This window comes from Streptomyces sp. NPDC088732, assembly GCF_044751205.1.
Lineage (GTDB): Bacteria > Actinomycetota > Actinomycetes > Streptomycetales > Streptomycetaceae > Actinacidiphila.
The window spans coordinates 55,707-71,913 of record NZ_JBIVLI010000036.1 but is presented as its reverse complement, the minus strand read 5'-3'; the positions used below and the strand labels follow the sequence as shown (position 1 = coordinate 71,913).

The following is a 16,207-nucleotide window of genomic DNA, read 5'->3' as shown; positions in this document are numbered from 1 at the left end:
CGTCACCGAGGCCGTCTCAGCCGGTGCGGCACACCCGATTCCCGTGGCACGGGCTTCCCGCCTCCCCTGGGCCGCCATGCCCGAGGCGGTCCGCAGAGCTGTCGAGTACCGGCTGGGCTCCCCGGTGGTGGCCGCCGAGCCGCAGACCGGAGGCTTCTCCCGCGGCGTAGCGGCACGCCTACGTTGCGCCGACGGCTCGCGGGCCTTCGTCAAGGCGGTCGACCGCGAGGCGGACCCGGTCACCGTCGCACTCGCGGAGCAGGAGGCCGTGGTCGCGGCTGCCCTCACCCCTGACCTTGGACTGCCCGCCCCCGCATTTCTCGGGCGTGTGGACCACGGGACGTGGACGGCGCTCCTCTTCGAGGACGTCGCCGGTCGCATGCCCGTAGTGCCCTGGAGGCAGGACGACCTGACGAGAACCATCGATGCGCTCACCGCGCTCACCGCGCTCACCGTCCCGGCGATTGCGAACCTGCTGCCGGCGCTGCCTGTTTGGGGCGGCAGCCTGGAGGAATGGGAGGGCTGGAACTCGCTCCTCGACGCCGACGACTCCTTTGACGACGTGCCCTCATGGGCGCGCCGCAATGTGCGCAACCTGGCCGCTGCGGAGACGGAGTTCCCCGCCGCGGCGGCAGGTGGCACCCTGCTCCATTCCGACCTGCGCTCCGACAACATCCTGATCACGCGTGATCGGGTCACCTTTGTCGACTGGGCATGGGCCGCCCAGGGCCAGGACTGGATCGACCCGATGATCTTCGCTCTGTGCGCCGCGGTGCAGGGCCATCCAGACCCGCAGACGATTTTTCTGGCCCACCCTGCGGGGCGGTCCGCCCCGCCCGCCGCCGTGGACAGTGTGCTTGCCGCGCTCGCCGGCCGGTTCGTGGTTGCCGCCCGTCAGCCGGCCGTTTGGAACACCGCCTCCATCCGGGCCTTTCAGCGGGCCGAGGCGGAGACGTCGATTCGCTGGCTGCGTACGCGGACGCGCTGGAACTAGCCGGGCGTCCGGCCCAGGAGACACAGGAGACGAGGAACGTCATGACCAACCGAGTGTGGAAGCTGGCTCTGATCGGCTGCGGTGACGCCGGCGCCGCGCACGCCACGACCGTGGGCCGGCTCCCCAACGCCCGACTCGTGGCCGCTCTGGACGCCGAGGAGGAGCAGGCGAGGACACTGTGCGCGGAGCACGGTGGCCAGGCGGTCACCTCCATCGCCGAACTGGTCTCGCACAGACCGGATGTGGTGATCGTCGCCACCGGACCGCTCGGACAGCCGGGCGTAGTGGCCGAACTGGCCGCCGAAGGATTCGATGCCGGACTGCTGTGCGAGAAGCCGCTGGCCACCGGTGTGCCCGCGGCCCGGCGGCTGCTGGAGACTGCGGCAGGGGCCGGTATGACGGTGGCGGTCAACCACCAGCGTCGCTTCGGTCTCGCCGTACGCCGGGCGATCGAGACGGCCCGCGGAGGACACCTGGGCCGCCCCGTCCGCGTCGAGGGCTACGCGAAGGACGCGACCCTCTTCGACTGGGGACCGCATTGGATCGACATTGCCCACCTCGTCGCCGACGACGCACCGGTCACCTGGGTGGACGCCGCCATCGACTTCACTGATGGGCGGACCCATGCCGGTCTGCGTCTGGAAGGCCGTGGCCGCCTCGTCTGGGAGTACGCCGGCGGTCTGCGCGGCCAGTTGGAGTGCGGCGCCGACGTCGCGGGCCAGCCGCTGCTGCGCATCATCACCACCGACGCTGTGATCGAGTTCGCCAGTGTGGTGCCGGAGGGGGAGGGCTGGGCCCGCGGTCCGGTCCTTCGCGTCCTCGGCCCCTCCACCGGCTGGCAGGAGATAGAGACGGGGGAGAGCGCTCTCGCCGCCCAGCAGTGGTTGCGGTCCCTGGCCGAGCTGACCGACGCGCTCGCCGATGGCCGCGCCCCAGTCCACGACGGAGCCCGGGCCGTGCGCGCTCTGGAGGTCTGCGTCGCGGGTTACCAGGCAGCCCGCACCCGAGGTCCGGTCCGGCCGCAGGACGCCCGGGAGACAGACATCAGGGAGGTGCTTGGTGACTGATCCGGACCGTCCGCGCGCGCTCGTTGTCGTCGATGCCTTCGCAAAGCGGCATCTGGTGGACGAAGGGGCCCTCGAACGCCTCGCCCGCAGCGCGCAGGTCACCGTCCTGCCCCACACCGCGGACGAGCGTGTGATGGAGGCCGAGCTGCGTCGCAGCAGTGCGCTGTTCGTCCTGGGGTGGGCCATCGACTCGCCGGAGCTGGACGAGCAGCGCCTCGCGAGCGCTCCCTACCTGCGGTACATCGGTGCCACACAGGACGGCCGCTGGCGGTTCCTCGATGTGTCCGCCGCTGTGAGCCGCGGCATCGCGTGCTGCGACGCTTCCGGGGCCATGGGCCGCGTCGTCGCGGAGTTCGCCTTCGCCCTGTGCGTGAGCACGCTGCGCGACCTCCCCCGCAAGCACAGCCTGATGGCTGCCGGCGGATGGTGGGACGGCTGGGAGGACGGCGGAGACCCGAGCGGGGGGAAAGTCCTCCCGCGGACAAGTGTCTTCGGCAGCCGGGTCGGCATCGTCGGGTTCGGCGGCACAGGCTCGCACGCCGCGGACCTCTTCCTGGCGGCCGGTGCCGATGTCATCGTCCACTCCTCGTGGTTGTCCGAACCGGAATCCCGGAGTCGAGGGCTTTCGCTGGCGGCCTCGGTGCAGCAGCTTGCGGAGAACTCCGACATCCTCGTCGTCGCGACCCAGCCTCGCCACGACACCGTCGGCCTGGTCAGCGCCGACGTGTTGGCCGCACTGCCGTCCGGGGCGGTGGTGGTTCTCGTAGGACGCGCTTCCACGGTCGACATGGAGTCGCTGCTCGACCAGGTCGCCGTGGGGCGTCTGCGTCTTGGCATCGATGTCTACGAAGAAGAACCGCCGGCAGTCGGTCACCGGGTGCGGGGCATGCCCGGCGTGGTGCACACCCCTCACGTCGCAGGCCGGACGCTGGCGGGCCATCGTCTCATCCTCGACGAACTGGTGTCGGACTTCGAACGGGTCCTCAACGGCACGGCTCCTGCGTGGGCGACCACCATGGACCGGTGGAAGCGTGTCATCACAGGACGCGGTTCCAGGGCTGCTCGCACCGCGGTCGAGAGCAGCGACTCATGAGCGTCGGCCGAGCAGGACGATCCACAGGCAGCATCCGCCCCCGACACCGTGGCGCGCCACACGTGCGGTGGGCCCCGGCTCCGGGTGGCGATGCCGCGCGGTTTCGTGGTGAAGCCTTGCGCCCGCGCGTCGGACCCCCTCAGCAACGATCCTGCCGCGCCGGTCGCCGTCCTGGTCCTCGACCCGGCGGACCGCACGATCGAGAAGGCATCACGACCCTTCCCCCAGCTCGAAACCGTCTGATCGCACCGCCCGGCAGCACTGGCGTGTGGGAGGGGCACGGCGAACACCGACACACCGGAGGCATGCTTCCATGACCACTCACTCGACCACTCGCCTCGACGGATCCGACATGGACCCGGTGGAGTTGGAGAGCGTCGTCGGCTCGCTGCTCGAGCCGGACTGCGCACCTGCCGGCACTGTCCGGCTCGGACCCTGGACACTCGAGTACGTTGCTCCGCGTGCTTTTGCGCACACTCTTCGGCTGTTGTTCGGCGCGCGCATCTACGATGTCGACCCCCTGTCCGGTCCGGCACGGATCATCGACGGCGGCGGCTGGCTCGGGCTGAGCGTGCTGCGATTCCGGCAGCTCTTCCCGGACGCTCACATCACCGTGTTCGAGCCCGATCCGGCCATCTTCCAGTTGATGTGCCGCAACATCGAACGCAACGGTCTGCAGAATGTGACGACGGTTCAAGCGGCGCTCAGCGGCCGCGACGGCCAGCAGACCTTCACTGCAACCGGTAGCGACAGCGGAAGTCTTGTGGCGGCGGCACGAGGAGACGTCGTCGCCGTACCGACCCGCCGCCTGAGCCCTTATGTGGATGAGCCGGTCTCGTTGCTGAAACTGAATGTTGAGGGTGCGGAAGCCGACGTAATTTCTGAGTTGGGGAACCGGCTGGCCGCGGTTGACCAAGTGCTCATCGAATACCATGGTTTTGCCGAGCTCCCGCAGTCCCTGCACGCGATATTGGCTGCTCTTCACGAGGCCGGTCATACCTATGTCGTCAGCCACTTCGACGAGAGCAACAAATCCTGCGTCCCACCGCTGCGCGTGACCGAGGACTACCGGTACTTCCTGCTGATCTACTCGCGCCGGCTTCCCTCCCGCGCGAGCTGAGGCCCGCTCGTCACTTTCGGAACAATGAAGGAGTTCAGGCATGGGAACTTTCTCCGACTATCAGCCGATGTTCGTGGAGGTCGAGACGACGACCTACTGCAACCGACGGTGTGACTACTGCCCCAACAGCATCTTCGACCGTGGACTTCGGGCCAACGAGGTGCGCATGTCCGACGAGCTGTTCCACAAGATCGTGTCCGATCTCGGGCGCAACAACTTCTGCAACCAGTTCAGTCCCCACAATTACGGCGAGCCGCTGGCAGACCCCAGGATGCCGGCGTTGCTGAAACTCTCCAGGAGTGAGATGCCGTTGGCCCGCATCGCTCTCTACACGAATGGTGATTTCCTCACGCTTGACCTCTTCCATGAGCTGAGTGAGTCCGTGGACGCATTCATCGTGACACAGCACGGTGACCGCATGCCGCGTGGCGTGAAGGACATCATGAAGCGGTACGACAACAGTCCTCCGAAATTCCGGTACAAGACCAGCCAGCAGATCAAGGCGAATGCCTCGAACCGGGCCGGCCTCATTCCGCTGGAGGTCAAGGCCAGGAAGTCGTGCGGCGTCGTGATGAACGAATTGCACATCAACGCCCACGGCCAGCTCATTCTCTGTTGCGAGGACTACCTGGCCCAGAAGGTGTTCGGCAATATGAAGGAAATGACGATCGAGGAGGCGTGGACGCTGCCCGAGCGCATGGAAGTCCATCGCGCCAACGTTCGCGGCGAGTTCTCCCTCCCGGGTTGCCGCACGTGCGGATTCGGGCGCATGTTCTGACCTCCCGCGAGGTGGGTTGCCCGTCCCGGGCGCTCCCGGGGCCGGGGTCGGTCCGGCCGGGCACCCGCTTCCGGCGGGCCAGGACCGATGAGTACCGCCGTCGACCGCGTGACGCCTCCTTATGTGATCAACCGCGGAGGCGCGCACTCGCCCGGCGTACCGCGAGGCGGCATCGCGGTGAACGGTCGGGTGTTGATGTCCCGTGGGCGTCACGGTAGGGCGACCACCCGCTCGCGGGGGCGGGGCGTTGACTGCGCGCGATGCTTGATGGTGCCGGTGGGGAGACGGCCAAGGGGGTTGGGCAGCGGTGGAATTCACGGTCGAGCGGACGTTGGGAAGACGCGGGTCATGGTGGGCGGGATGGGGTCTGGAGCTGCTTGCGGGAGCAATTGTGTAGCTGGCCGGCTCCGGCAGCCCCGAGCCCGGTCAGGCGCTCCTCGCGGCTCTGTCGGTACCGGTCGCCTGTTACGGGTGGAGCCAACTGCGCAGGGCACGGCGGCCGTTCCGGCTGCGGATCGACGCGTTCGGGATCACGTTGCACGACGCCGTACTGCCGTGGTGGCAGATCAACGCGGTCTCCTTGTGGTACGAGCAGCCGGCGGACAGCGACACCACGCCCCCCAAGCCGCGGCTGCGGCTGTGGACGGCGCCGGGTGTGACGCTGCCGCGCAAGCAGGATCGCGGCCGGGACGCCCTTGACCGCTACACGCTGCTGAACTGCGCGGACCTGGACCAGCACGTCGGGCATCTGCGTGACGCGCTCGCCTCGTACGCCGGCGACCGCTTCGAGACGGCACCGCGCGCGGTGCGGCCGCCGATCCCGGTGACGGTTGCCGGGCCCGAACTGAGCGTCCCCGGAGGGGAGCGGACCTTCACCGCCGACCTGGGCGAAGGCCCGCGGACGCGTGTCTGGACGATGTGGGCGTTGCTGTTCAGCGCGGTGTTCGTGTCGGTGTACGCGTTGGTGTTCGTCTACAGCGACCGGCTCGACAGCGATTCGGGCATCGGGATCCCGGTCACGGTGTCGTTGCTCGGCATGGTTGTCTGCTGGACCCAGGTGCGCCAGTACTCCGTTCGCCGGCGCAAGCCGATGGAGCTGCGGATCGGTGCGGCCGTCATCGCCATGCGCGAGGTGGCCGACGAGGGGAGGTTCTTCCGGTGGAGTGACATAGCCACCGTCACGGTCGGGCGGCAGCCGTACAGCCTCGCCCCTCACCCCTGCCTGACGGTGCGGCCGCTGCCGGACGCGCACGTAGCGGGTCGCGATCGGGGTGGTCCGGGTGGGGGTGAAGCGCATCGTGCGCCAGGCCAGGGCGAGTTGCGCGTACTGCCCGGCCGGTTCGCTCGCCGTCCAGGCGCCGAACGCCGTTGTCGTCAGGATCCGCTGCTGACCGTCGTGCGCGAGAAGAGCTGCCGCGTGGGCGCATTCGAGGATGAGACGGACCGCAGCCGGCTTACAGCCGGAGGCCTTGGTGATCCGGGTCAGTCCGCGGGTGCCCCTCGACCTCGACCTCGCCGCTGTCCTGACCCCGATCGCCGTCGCCGGACCGGCCGCTGCTGCCGGCTGCGCCCGCCACACCGTGGGGGTGTGCAAGGCCGGTAGCGCTCACCCGCGCGGGGCGACCGCGAGATGCAAGGACGGCACCTACAGCTATTCCGCCCACTTCCAGGGCACTTGCAGCCATCACCACGGCGTCCGTTACTGGTACCGCTGACCACCGGAGTTCCTGTCGCACCGGTACCGGCAGCCCCTGATCGTCATGCCCCGACGGGTCGGCGAGCTCGTACAGGACGCCCGGATAACGCCGGGGCATGCGCTGCTGCGTCGGTCCACCGAGCACTGGTGTGGCCGTAGCGGGCTGTGCGCACGGACGAGGGCGACGGACTCCCGGCCAGGAAGGCTGCGTCGCTCCAGCTGCGAGGTGAAGTCGATGGTTGTCGGGGAGCTGCGCATCGTGATGCGGCGAATCATGAACCCTCCACCCTCCTGCGGCCGTTCGTCGGCGACTCGGTGGTTGCCGTCAAGCGATACCTGAGACCTGCTTCAGGCTGTCGGTGAGGTCGGCTATGGACCTGGCGGCATGGACCGCGTGCAGTTTGCCGTGGCCCTGGGTGGACTGGGCCGCGGCTACCGGGCGCTCGGCGACTTCAACCGCAGTTGCCGTGGCTGCTTGGCGAGAGGCGGGGTCGGAGGCCTTCGACGTGGGGCGTGTTCGAGTGGCTTCTTCGCAATCGTTGATACCGCAGAGGGTTTGTGCCCTATTCTCAACGCCTCGTTCACCCGTGAGGTGAGCAGGTCAGGAATACCGGCCCGGTGCCACGTCCGAGGTGCCGGGTGGGGGGAATCATGGGGTGGGATAGATGTCTGTTCGGTCTGTGTTGACCATGCGCAGAGGCGGGTTTCCGCGGGCGGGAGCCGCCCTCGTCGTGAGCTTGCTGTTCATTGTGCTGTTTCCGGTGCCGGCTCAGGCCCACCGGGACGGTTGTCATCGCTGGCACTCGTGTCCGTCCGACACGGGCTCCTACGTGTGCGGGGATCTGGGGTATTTCAGCGAGTGCCCCGGCCGCGGGGGCAGTGAGCCCGCGGTGGAGGAGGAGGACCTCACCGCGCCGCGGCAGCCGAAGCTCGGCAAGCCCTCGACGGGTGCGGGAGCAGGTGGCGGCAGGGTGGGCCTGACGGTCACCGCAGAGCAGGGATCCCGGATCGAGATCACGGAGACCGACGCGGACTACGACACCCGCGTCGTCGCCACGGCCACGGCGACGGGTGGCAGTCAGGTGATCACCTTCAAGGCAGCCGACGGATCGCACACCTACTCCGTCACTGCAACGGATGCCGCAGGCAATGAGAGTGACGAGTCGGACGGGATCACCGTGGAGGTCGACTCGCAAGCGCCCGAGATCGGGCTCTTCTCCCTGGGCACGCCCGATCCCGCCACCGCTGTCACACCCGTGACGGTCGAGTCCGAGGCGGACGCCGCGTACACCCTCACCATCGACGGCCGCAAGGAGCGTTTCTCCGGCGTCGTTGACGGCGGCGGCAGCGTTGACGGCCTGGGTTTCAGTCTGCCGAACGGGAGCTACACCGCCCGGCTCGCCGTGACCGACGATGCCGGCAACGTGCGCCGTACGACGCGTGCGTTCAAGGTCGATTTGAGCAAGCTGACACCGGTACTGGTCACCACCGGCAAACCGGGCTCTGCCCGCCCGACCTACACCCTGACTGTGCCGCCTCTCAGTAGGGGGACGCTCGTCGTGGGCGACGCGGTTCGTGAGACGTTCACCGCCGACAAGAACGGAAGGGCGCAGGTCGGTCTGCAGATGGCCGACGGCGTGTACCCGGCGCCGGTCGTGGAGGTGACCGACCCGTACGGCCGCACCGGACGCGCCACCGGAACCCGGACCATCGTGGACACCACCGCTCCCACACTCACGATCACCACGAGCGCGGAGCGCGCCACCCACGGAACGCTGGCACTGGCCGTCACCACTGAGCACGGCGCCGAGGTCGCCGTCACCTACGGCACCACCGCTGAGCAGCGCTTCCCCCAGTACACCGCCCGGGCCGGGGCCACCACGCTGGACAGGGAACTCGCCCCCGGCGACTACGTCGTGACCGTCGTGGCAACGGATGCCTACGGCAACGCGGTGAGCAAGAAGATCCGCGTCACCGTCGACGACCGGTGGACGACCGGCCAGTGGATCGGCCTCCTGGTGATCCTGCTCCTGGCCCTGGCGTTGGCCACCGCTGTGGTGGTCTTCCTGAACCGCTCCCGGCCTGCCCGGGAGGAACGCCGGGCCCGTCGTGCGGCAGAACGCGAGCAGCGCGAGCGCGCGGAGCGCGAACGCCAGGAAGCCGCAGCCCACGAACGGCAGCTGCGCGCCTACGAAAGCGCGCTGACGGCGTGGGAACGGCAACGCCGGCACCTCGTCGCCCTTGCCGAATTCGCCGCGGAGTTCGACGAGGCCGAATGGGGCGCCGGCCGCTGGCCTGAGGCGTGGGGCAAGCGCCGGCGGGGCGAAGTCGTGCGGTGGTCGACGGCCGGCGAGCTGGTCCAGCGCAACGCGCAAGGCGCGATCACCGGCGCCGTGAAAACGGGCTCCGTGGTGGTCACCAGCCAGCGCGTGCTGTTCGTCGGCGACAGCAAGAGAGAGTGGCTCTTCTCCCAGCTGACCTGGATCGACCTTGCCGGCGACTCCACCACCTGGATGCGGGTGTCCACCCGTACGACCGTCTCTGGTGTACGGACCTCCCAGGAGCGGGAGAAAACACGGCTGGCGATCGAGCTCGCCGTCGCCGCTGCTCCCGCGGGCGCGGCGGGCAGGGCGCCGGAACTCGGCGCCGGTGTCGGCCCCGTCCTGGTACGTCTGCGCACCGCGCTCACCGCACACGACCGTCAGCAGCCGCGCAAGCCCCAGGCACCCGACCGTGTGGGATCTGAGCAGGCCGCGATGCCCCGCGTGTGATGGCGGCCGCCGGCCACGATCTCCGCACCATCGATCTCCGTCAGAGGTTCTCTTCAGTGGACCGCCGTTCAAGGGAAGGGCGACGGCCCACTGGGCGGCGAGCCACGACTGAGCCCTCCCTGCGGGTGCGGATCTGCGCGCTGGACAGTCCCGGTCACGACCGGCGTCCGCAGACTCCGCCGACGATCCGCACCGCCGCTGGCGACCGTGAGGCGCGGCGGGCGCTGGCTCGCTACTGCCCTGGACCGCTTCCCCCTGGCGAGGCCGGCTCCCACGGCGACGGGCGACGGCGAGAGTCCTCGAGCGGCCCGGCGGAACCCGAACACGGATGTCCGGGAGAAGGCCTGTGCAGCCCTTCAGCGGCTGCACGCACGGACACCAACCGGTCATCGGCCACCGCAGGGGCAATGCCAGCGGGCGTGCGACGGGGAATTTGCCCGGCGGGCCGGATGTGAGAGCAGACGGCCCCGGACTGCTCGTGGGGACGCCTTGATGCCTGGCTCACCCCCCACTGTATAGCGGCCTGCTATACAGTGGGGGTATGGCGAAGCAGATCAACATCCGACTCGATGACGCCGTCCATGCCCGTCTCGTCGCGCGCGCCGAGGCCGAGGGCACCACGGTGACCGCTTTGATCACGCAGGCTGCCGAGCGCGACCCTCGCCTCGACGACGGGGCCGCGACCGCCGCTGCCTTCCTTGCTAAGCATGCCGCCGAGTTTGCCGAGGCCTTCCCGGAAGAGGAACCGGACAGCGCCACCGGACGGGCCGCCTGAGGTGGAGCTGCAGGTCGACATCCGCTGGCTGCTGGAACGCCAGGCCGAGGTCCTGCCCAAGGAGCCGTCGGTCCACGACTTCTCCGGCCTGGTCGCAGCGGTCGCCCGGCACCGGGTCAACGCACCGAAGCTGGACTACACCGTGGACGCCGCCTGGCGTGCGGCAGCGCTCTTCCACGAGATCGTCTCGGTGCGCCCGCTGCCGGCCCGTAACGCCATGTACGGGGCGCTGATCGCGGTGGCCTACATGGCCGCATCCGGCGAAGCCGTCGATGCCCCCTACGGTGCGCTCAGCGACCTGGCGCGACAGGTCCGGGCGGGGCGCGCGGACGTCTACGCGTGCGCGGATCAGATCCGCAGCTGGCGGCTCTGACCCCACCGGCGGCGGAACACGGAACGCAGGGTAGCGAGGACCGGTTGTCAGGCCCTGCGGCAGAAGGCTACTGAATTTGAATGGGCGATGTCGGGACGCTGCCCAGTCTGCTGGTGATGGTTCCTACGCCCGCACGGACCTAGCCAAACAGGTCGTCGGAGAAGCCTGCGGCCAGTAGCAGCGTGTCCGTAGTCATCCACAGCGACACCGCGTCAATCGCGAGCGCCCTGTCGATGAAGCAGTCGCTTGGGATCTCCAACAGATCGTCGAAGAGAACGCCCAGCCGGGTACGCTCAGGGCTTCGCGGGCCTCGCGTCACGGTCTGGAAGAACTCGCTATCGGTGTGAACGATGGCCCGGCGCGTCGGACCGATGGCGATGTTGAACGAGTTCTCCGGGATGTCGGCGCCCCGCCACAGAGAGACGCCGGCCAGATAATCGGACTCCGTGCTGTAGACCTGCGCGGCCCGGGCAGCGTGCGCGATGACCTCGGCGACGTTTGCCCCGTGGCATCCGATCTCCACCCGGTCGGTCGGCTGCCAGTACCTGAGGTAGAAGGCACCCGCGGTCCCTTGCTCGCTCATGTCACTTCCGTTCAGGGCTAGGCCTTCCGGAGCAGCGGACGGCTTCGGGTGTGCGCTGCCATTGGAGCACGGGTCTGCGCTGGCGTAACCAGGGGATCAGGCATCCGCCGAAAGATCAGCGCCCGTCAAGCAGCCGTCGATGACATCCCGACAGTGCTGCAGCCGCACCTGCTCCCTCGCGACCCTCGCAGCGTCGGACAGCCCGCAGCCCTGTGAGTACCTCACGCGAGAGTCCTACCGGACCAGCCCGGCTCCCCTCCGACCAACGAGCCCGACATCACCCATTCAAGTTCAGTAGCTGTATTGCCTTGTGAGGTCGGGGCCACCGCTGGCGGGTGGTTTGCCGTTCGGCGCGGTGTGTCCGCGCTGTTGACCGTAGGTGAGCAACCAGGCGGGAAAGTCGTCGCGGCGTTCGGTCTCTGAGCGGTAGAGCGGCAGGCCAGCCGAGCGTCGTGACCAACTCGTGCAGGGTGCGGCGGGTGGCCTCCGGCAGGTGGGGGTTGATGCCGGCGCCGACGTCGGTGATGCCGGGGTGTTCCAGGCTCTGGCCGACAACGGCGATCGCGGCGAACGGATAGTCGGGGGTGAGGTGGGGGCTGCTCGCGAGCCGCCCGGCCCAGATGTGGCCCGGCCGGATCCACGCCGCGCTGTAACGGAGATGTCCACGACCAGCAGCACGGGCCCGTCCCAAGACCTGCCCTGAGCCGCCTTCCGAGGGTCACGCCCAGCGTCGATGACCGCGTACTCCGCCGCCGTGAGAGGCGCGGTGAGCTCACTTGAAGGACACTCCCCACTCGGTGCGCCCGAAGCCGGGTCCCGGGTGCACGGTGACCGCCAACGGTCCACCGTTCTTGCGGTCCTCCACCAGCACCTCCACCTCGGCCCGGGAGCGGGCAGCGGATCAGTCCCGGCGGACATCTCCACCGAGTACGCCGAGCTCACCGAAGGCGTCCTCGGCTCAGACCTGCCTCACTGGGCCGGGCGCCACCGCGGGCGAGGGCGTCGTCAGCATCGGTATCGACGCTGGCGCCCCTACGACTCTGCCCGGCTGGGCACACCGCGCCATCGGGCCCACCTCCGGTAGAACCGCACGCCGGGAATCGCAGCTAACGGGTGGACCGCCCCCTTGGCGGACCCCGGACGTGTCGGCTTCGCTAGTGTCTGCACCGGCCCGTAGGGCCACGGCACGGATGCCATCCGGATAACCCTTCCATGCCAGGCCAGGCCCCCGAGATGCCTCGGGGGCCCGGCGGCATACGACAGCTGCTCGTCACGAGCAGCTCACCGTTGCCCGCACCGGTGATCACCCTTGCAGTGGGGAAGGAATCGGCCGATGGGGATGCTCCAGGACAGCCTCGACAAGGCTGTGCAGGGCGCGTTGACCCGCCCGGTCCCGAAGTCGGCTCCGGCCCGGATGCGGTACCTGGTCAGAGCCCTCAAGGGCCCCCGCGCCGCCGCCGAGTTGCTCGGGATCTCGCAGCGGACGGTGGAGCGTTACGTCAAGGGTCAGCTCCAGCAGCCCCGGACCGATCTCGCGGTTCGGCTGGAACGCGAAGCGCTGGCAGCCGCAGGTCCGTGCCCGCGCCCGGCAGGCCGCGGCCACCACCGGGGGAATCGTCATCGATACCCGCGCCCGGTTCGGCTTCACCGCCGCCCCCGGCACCACCGACGACGCGCGCCTGCGTTTGATCACCCAGGCCCTGCCACCCGCGTACGCGGCCCGGCTGTTCGACGTGCAGGACGCAGGGGCGAGCGAGCAGCAGTTGCGGGACATCACAGCGCAGGGCCTGCAGGAGATCTACTTCCGCGACCGCGGACGCCGCGCCGCCGGCCTGCAGGTGACCTTCCCCGACATCGACTACCTCGACTTCGAGCTGTAGAGACCATCGCCGCTGGGACAGTGAAACCGACTGTGCGGTGAGGCGCCCGCGGGAGCGTCGCAGACCCCTTGGGCAGACGAAGATCCCGCCCCCATTGCGGGGGTCGGGGCCTTCGGCGTCCGCGCGGCCGGCATCGACCGCTGCGCACAGACTGGTGTCCTGCGCCGCGGAGATCCTCGACTCATTCGGCCGCTTCTGCCGACGAATCTCCGGCGCAGGACACTAGCCCGCGGCGAGCAGTGCGCCGGCGAACTCGCCGATCATGACGGTGGTCGCGTGCGGGTACGTGCTGACGATCTCGGGCATCACCGACGCGTCGGCGATCCGCAGTCCCTCGACGCCGTGGACACGCAGCTGAGCGTCGACGACCGGCCCCATGGCACAGGTGCCGACCGGGTGGAGGTAGGGCATCGCGGCGTCGCGCAGGAAGGCCACCTTCTCGGACCGCGTCGCCCCCGGCTCGGGCACCACCTGGCGCCCGGCGATCCTTCGGAAGCCCGGCCGGGACGCCAGGTCGAGGCCGATGTCCACGCCGCGCAGCAGCGCGGTCGCATCGGCCTCGACCTCCAGCATGTTCGGCTGGACGCGGACCTCGCCGTCACAGTCCAGCCACAGCCTGCCGCGGCTGCGGGGCCTCGACAGCCCCGGAACGATACAGAAGCCGTCGGGCGGCACCGCACACCGCGCAGCGATCTCGGCTGAGACATATGGCACCTGCATCGCCACGAACATCAGGTCCGGCCGGTCCACGCCGGGGTCGCTGCGCCAGAAGGCGACGCTGCCCTCCAGGTTGTTGTTGGGGGCCGGCAGCTCCATGGCCGGCTCGAGGCACAGGCCGGCCAGCAGCGGGTGCTCCTGAAGATTTTCGCCGACACCGGGCAGGTCGGTGTGCACGCCGACACCGGCCCGGGCCAGGTCGGCGGCGGGGCCGATGCCGGACCGCAGCAGCAGCCCGGGGGTGTCGATCGCCCCGGCGCTGAGGATCACCGCGGAGTCCGCGCGCGCTTCGGCCGGTTTGCCGCCCAGGGCGTACCGCACGCCCAGGCAGCGGCCGCCGGTCAGTACGAGCTCCCGGGCGGTCGCGCCCGTCAGGACCGTCAGCCGCTCCTCATGCAGGACCGGGCCCATGTAGGCGTCCCAGGGGTTGACCCGGCGGCCGTCGCGGACGTTCATGGTGGTCGGGCCGACGCCCTCCGGCTCCTCCGGCGAGACGTCGTCCAGGTAGGGCATGCCGAGCGACATGCCGGCCTCGATCAGCGCCGAGGCGACCGGGTGCAGGTCCTTCGCGCGCTCGACACGCACGGGGCCGCCGGCGCCCCGCAGGCGGCTCTCCCCGTCCTCCCAGTCCTCGCTCCGCCGGAACAGGGGCAGCACGGACTCGAAGTCCCATCCGGTGTGCCCGGCCCCGGCCCAGGCGTCATAGTCAGCTCGGTGCCCCCGGGTCCACAGGAGCGCGTTGACGGCGCCGGAGCCGCCCAGCACCTTGCCCCGGGAGAGAAGGTGCGGTCGGTCGTGCGTGGCCGGGTGAGGCTCGTAGCGGTACCCGTAGTCGAAGGCGGAGCCGATGTTCTCCACCCAGCGCGCCGGGTCGTGCAGGCTCGGCGCGGGAACGACGGGCCCGCCGCCCTCCAGCACCAGAACGGTGGCCCCGGTGTCCTCGACCAGGCGCCGTGCCACGGCGCTGCCGGCCGAACCACCACCCACGACCACGTAGTCGAAGCTCGCCGCAGCGTGACTCATCGTGCCTCCCGTCCGGGAGTCCGGCACGCGGGGTCGAACGGGTTGCGCCGTGTTTCCCAGGGTGTTGTGTCAGCGTAGCCGCGGGCGGACCACCACGCACGAAGGTCAAGCTTGCGGGATCGACACCCCCATCATCTGCGCTATTTCAATTGATCGCGACTGGACATGTCCGGGAGTTGTATAAGGGCCTTCGTAAGTCGCAATACCTTTCGCGTTCCGCTCCCAGAGATCGTCATCCGATCCAAAAATCAGGATCGGCCAGGTCCGCCTAGCGTAAACAGAGGCTACTTTTCCGATGCCCAATATTCTACGCCCCTTCGCCAGCGCCAACTCCTTCGCGGTTAGGCCTCTCCGCCATTCATCCATCATGTAATTAAGGAGGCAGATGATAACGTGGCTGCAATTCCAGTGAGTCAAACAGTAGGCACGATCCGCCATATGGTGAGACCTGTCGAGCAGCGCTGTCGTCGGCACAGCGGGGAAATCGATCAGCCAGTCGGCCGGCCTCCCCTGAATTTGTTGATCGTCATCGGGATGGTCCACTAACAGAGGGCTAAAATGGACCGGATCTGTCAGCATGCGCTTCCCGGTAAGTATCGGGCGTTCAGATGACGCCGGGACGATCGGGGCACCTGGATACACACTTATGTACACTCCCTGCCCGAGAAGCAGGGCGGCGTGTCCTACACGCAGAAGCTCCGGATATAGATTGATCTCTATTTTCCTGACCGCTCGATAGGAACGTATCCCGTCGAGGGGCCCTTTGGCGGGATTCCCACTAACCGACGGATACCAGACCAGCACTCTCATCGTTGACTCAAATCCACCCACGCCTGCACCTAAGCCGTTATGAGGACGGTAGCGATTGCAACTATCAATGCGGCCAGTCCTGTCGCCGTGGCGATCAGCGTTAGCCGCTCCATCCGAGCTTCTCGGACGGACGCTTCTCGCCGCGTGATCTCCTCTCGATAGAAGAGAGCTATCTCGCGCTGATGCGACCATTGCAGTGTTCCCAGCAGATCTTTGACCCTGCCAGCCAATTCCGCATTGGCAGCCAACCATTCAGCACTCACCGCATCGTCGAGATTCTTCGTCAGGGCCAGGTCGTGCAATATCTTGATTTCATCGTCGGTCAGCGAATTGAGCTGGGAAAAAGTTGGATAGCCGGGAGTTCCCTTGAAGACGATCTCCTCACCGATCGCAGTCGCCTTGTCGTTACTGATTCGCACTGTTGCGTCCTTCCCGCAGATAGGCGGACCTCCCGTGGATACGTCTCTCCAGGGATTCCAGCCTCTCCCCTGAGCAGCCATCGCGTATATGCCCACATCCGAGATGTC

The 16,207-nt window shown here is 68.6% G+C and carries 14 protein-coding genes and 1 pseudogene; 11 read left to right on the top strand and 4 right to left on the bottom strand.

Annotation, left to right across the window (positions count from 1 at the left end; translation table 11 throughout):
- The first annotated feature begins 76 nt into the window (after nucleotides 1–76).
- The 10 genes from ACIP9H_RS39340 to ACIP9H_RS39295 all read left to right on the top strand — a co-directional run bounded on the left by ACIP9H_RS39340 (nucleotide 77) and on the right by ACIP9H_RS39295 (nucleotide 10,667).
- Complete coding sequence (locus tag ACIP9H_RS39340; RefSeq protein WP_401963750.1) at nucleotides 77–994, top strand: phosphotransferase; 918 nt, start codon at nucleotides 77–79, stop codon at nucleotides 992–994.
- Nucleotides 995–1,035: 41 nt separating this feature from the next.
- The gene (locus tag ACIP9H_RS39335) at nucleotides 1,036–2,061 is read left to right on the top strand and encodes a Gfo/Idh/MocA family protein (protein WP_401963749.1); all 1,026 of its coding nucleotides are present in this window, start codon (nucleotides 1,036–1,038) and stop codon (nucleotides 2,059–2,061) included.
- Nucleotides 2,054–3,154 (top strand): NAD(P)-dependent oxidoreductase, encoded by a 1,101-nt coding sequence (locus ACIP9H_RS39330; RefSeq protein WP_401963747.1) that lies wholly within the window; start codon nucleotides 2,054–2,056, stop codon nucleotides 3,152–3,154. Before ACIP9H_RS39335 ends, ACIP9H_RS39330 begins: the two co-directional genes overlap by 8 nt.
- 313 nt (nucleotides 3,155–3,467) lie before the next feature.
- A complete protein-coding gene (locus ACIP9H_RS39325) occupies nucleotides 3,468–4,274 on the top strand; it encodes an FkbM family methyltransferase (protein ID WP_401963745.1) in 807 nt (268 codons plus the stop codon).
- A 40-nt stretch (nucleotides 4,275–4,314) separates the two neighbouring features.
- Entirely contained in the window at nucleotides 4,315–5,052 is a 738-nt protein-coding gene (locus ACIP9H_RS39320; protein ID WP_401597840.1) for an SPASM domain-containing protein, read from the top strand.
- 535 nt (nucleotides 5,053–5,587) lie between these two features.
- Complete coding sequence (locus ACIP9H_RS39315; RefSeq protein WP_401963743.1) at nucleotides 5,588–6,655, top strand: hypothetical protein; 1,068 nt, start codon at nucleotides 5,588–5,590, stop codon at nucleotides 6,653–6,655.
- Complete coding sequence (locus ACIP9H_RS39310) at nucleotides 6,633–6,767, top strand: DUF3761 domain-containing protein (RefSeq protein ID WP_401597834.1); 135 nt, start codon at nucleotides 6,633–6,635, stop codon at nucleotides 6,765–6,767. The genes ACIP9H_RS39315 and ACIP9H_RS39310 overlap by 23 nt, the downstream gene beginning before the upstream one ends.
- A gap of 871 nt (nucleotides 6,768–7,638) precedes the next feature.
- A complete protein-coding gene (locus tag ACIP9H_RS39305) occupies nucleotides 7,639–9,519 on the top strand; it encodes an Ig-like domain-containing protein (RefSeq protein ID WP_401597831.1) in 1,881 nt (626 codons plus the stop codon).
- A gap of 541 nt (nucleotides 9,520–10,060) precedes the next feature.
- The gene (locus ACIP9H_RS39300) at nucleotides 10,061–10,294 is read left to right on the top strand and encodes a hypothetical protein (protein WP_401597829.1); all 234 of its coding nucleotides are present in this window, start codon (nucleotides 10,061–10,063) and stop codon (nucleotides 10,292–10,294) included.
- 1 nt (nucleotide 10,295) lies between these two features.
- Nucleotides 10,296–10,667 carry a toxin Doc gene (locus ACIP9H_RS39295; protein WP_401597826.1) on the top strand — a complete coding sequence of 124 codons (372 nt, stop codon included), beginning with the start codon at nucleotides 10,296–10,298 and terminating at the stop codon, nucleotides 10,665–10,667.
- A 139-nt stretch (nucleotides 10,668–10,806) separates the two neighbouring features.
- On the opposite strand, the gene ACIP9H_RS39290 is transcribed toward ACIP9H_RS39295, so the two are convergent.
- Nucleotides 10,807–11,250 (bottom strand): hypothetical protein, encoded by a 444-nt coding sequence (locus ACIP9H_RS39290; RefSeq protein ID WP_401597823.1) that lies wholly within the window; start codon nucleotides 11,248–11,250, stop codon nucleotides 10,807–10,809.
- A gap of 1,333 nt (nucleotides 11,251–12,583) precedes the next feature.
- On the opposite strand from ACIP9H_RS39290, the pseudogene tpg reads away from it, so the two are divergent.
- Nucleotides 12,584–13,130 (top strand): annotated as a pseudogene (gene tpg, locus ACIP9H_RS39285) (telomere-protecting terminal protein Tpg).
- A gap of 222 nt (nucleotides 13,131–13,352) precedes the next feature.
- Here the strand turns inward: tpg and ACIP9H_RS39280 are convergent.
- From ACIP9H_RS39280 to ACIP9H_RS39270, 3 genes are all read right to left on the bottom strand, one after another.
- Nucleotides 13,353–14,870 carry a GMC family oxidoreductase gene (locus tag ACIP9H_RS39280; protein WP_401963740.1) on the bottom strand — a complete coding sequence of 506 codons (1,518 nt, stop codon included), beginning with the start codon at nucleotides 14,868–14,870 and terminating at the stop codon, nucleotides 13,353–13,355.
- Between the two features lie 105 nt (nucleotides 14,871–14,975).
- Nucleotides 14,976–15,413, bottom strand: a complete 438-nt coding sequence (locus ACIP9H_RS39275) for a hypothetical protein (protein ID WP_401963738.1) — start codon at nucleotides 15,411–15,413, stop codon at nucleotides 14,976–14,978.
- A 296-nt stretch (nucleotides 15,414–15,709) separates the two neighbouring features.
- Entirely contained in the window at nucleotides 15,710–16,099 is a 390-nt protein-coding gene (locus ACIP9H_RS39270) for a hypothetical protein (RefSeq protein WP_401963736.1), read from the bottom strand.
- Between the last annotated feature and the right edge of the window lie 108 nt (nucleotides 16,100–16,207).

What these genes read in the sequence shown, in the direction of transcription:
- ACIP9H_RS39335 (WP_401963749.1), top strand. Translation starts at nt 1,036, where the DNA reads ATGACCAACCGAGTGTGGAAGCTGGCTCTGATCGGCTGCGGTGACGCC.
- ACIP9H_RS39300 (WP_401597829.1), top strand. Translation starts at nt 10,061, where the DNA reads ATGGCGAAGCAGATCAACATCCGACTCGATGACGCCGTCCATGCCCGT.
- ACIP9H_RS39325 (WP_401963745.1), top strand. Translation starts at nt 3,468, where the DNA reads ATGACCACTCACTCGACCACTCGCCTCGACGGATCCGACATGGACCCG.
- ACIP9H_RS39280 (WP_401963740.1), bottom strand. Translation starts at nt 14,870, where the DNA reads ATGAGTCACGCTGCGGCGAGCTTCGACTACGTGGTCGTGGGTGGTGGT.
- ACIP9H_RS39320 (WP_401597840.1), top strand. Translation starts at nt 4,315, where the DNA reads ATGGGAACTTTCTCCGACTATCAGCCGATGTTCGTGGAGGTCGAGACG.
- ACIP9H_RS39340 (WP_401963750.1), top strand. Translation starts at nt 77, where the DNA reads ATGCCCGAGGCGGTCCGCAGAGCTGTCGAGTACCGGCTGGGCTCCCCG.
- ACIP9H_RS39290 (WP_401597823.1), bottom strand. Translation starts at nt 11,250, where the DNA reads ATGAGCGAGCAAGGGACCGCGGGTGCCTTCTACCTCAGGTACTGGCAG.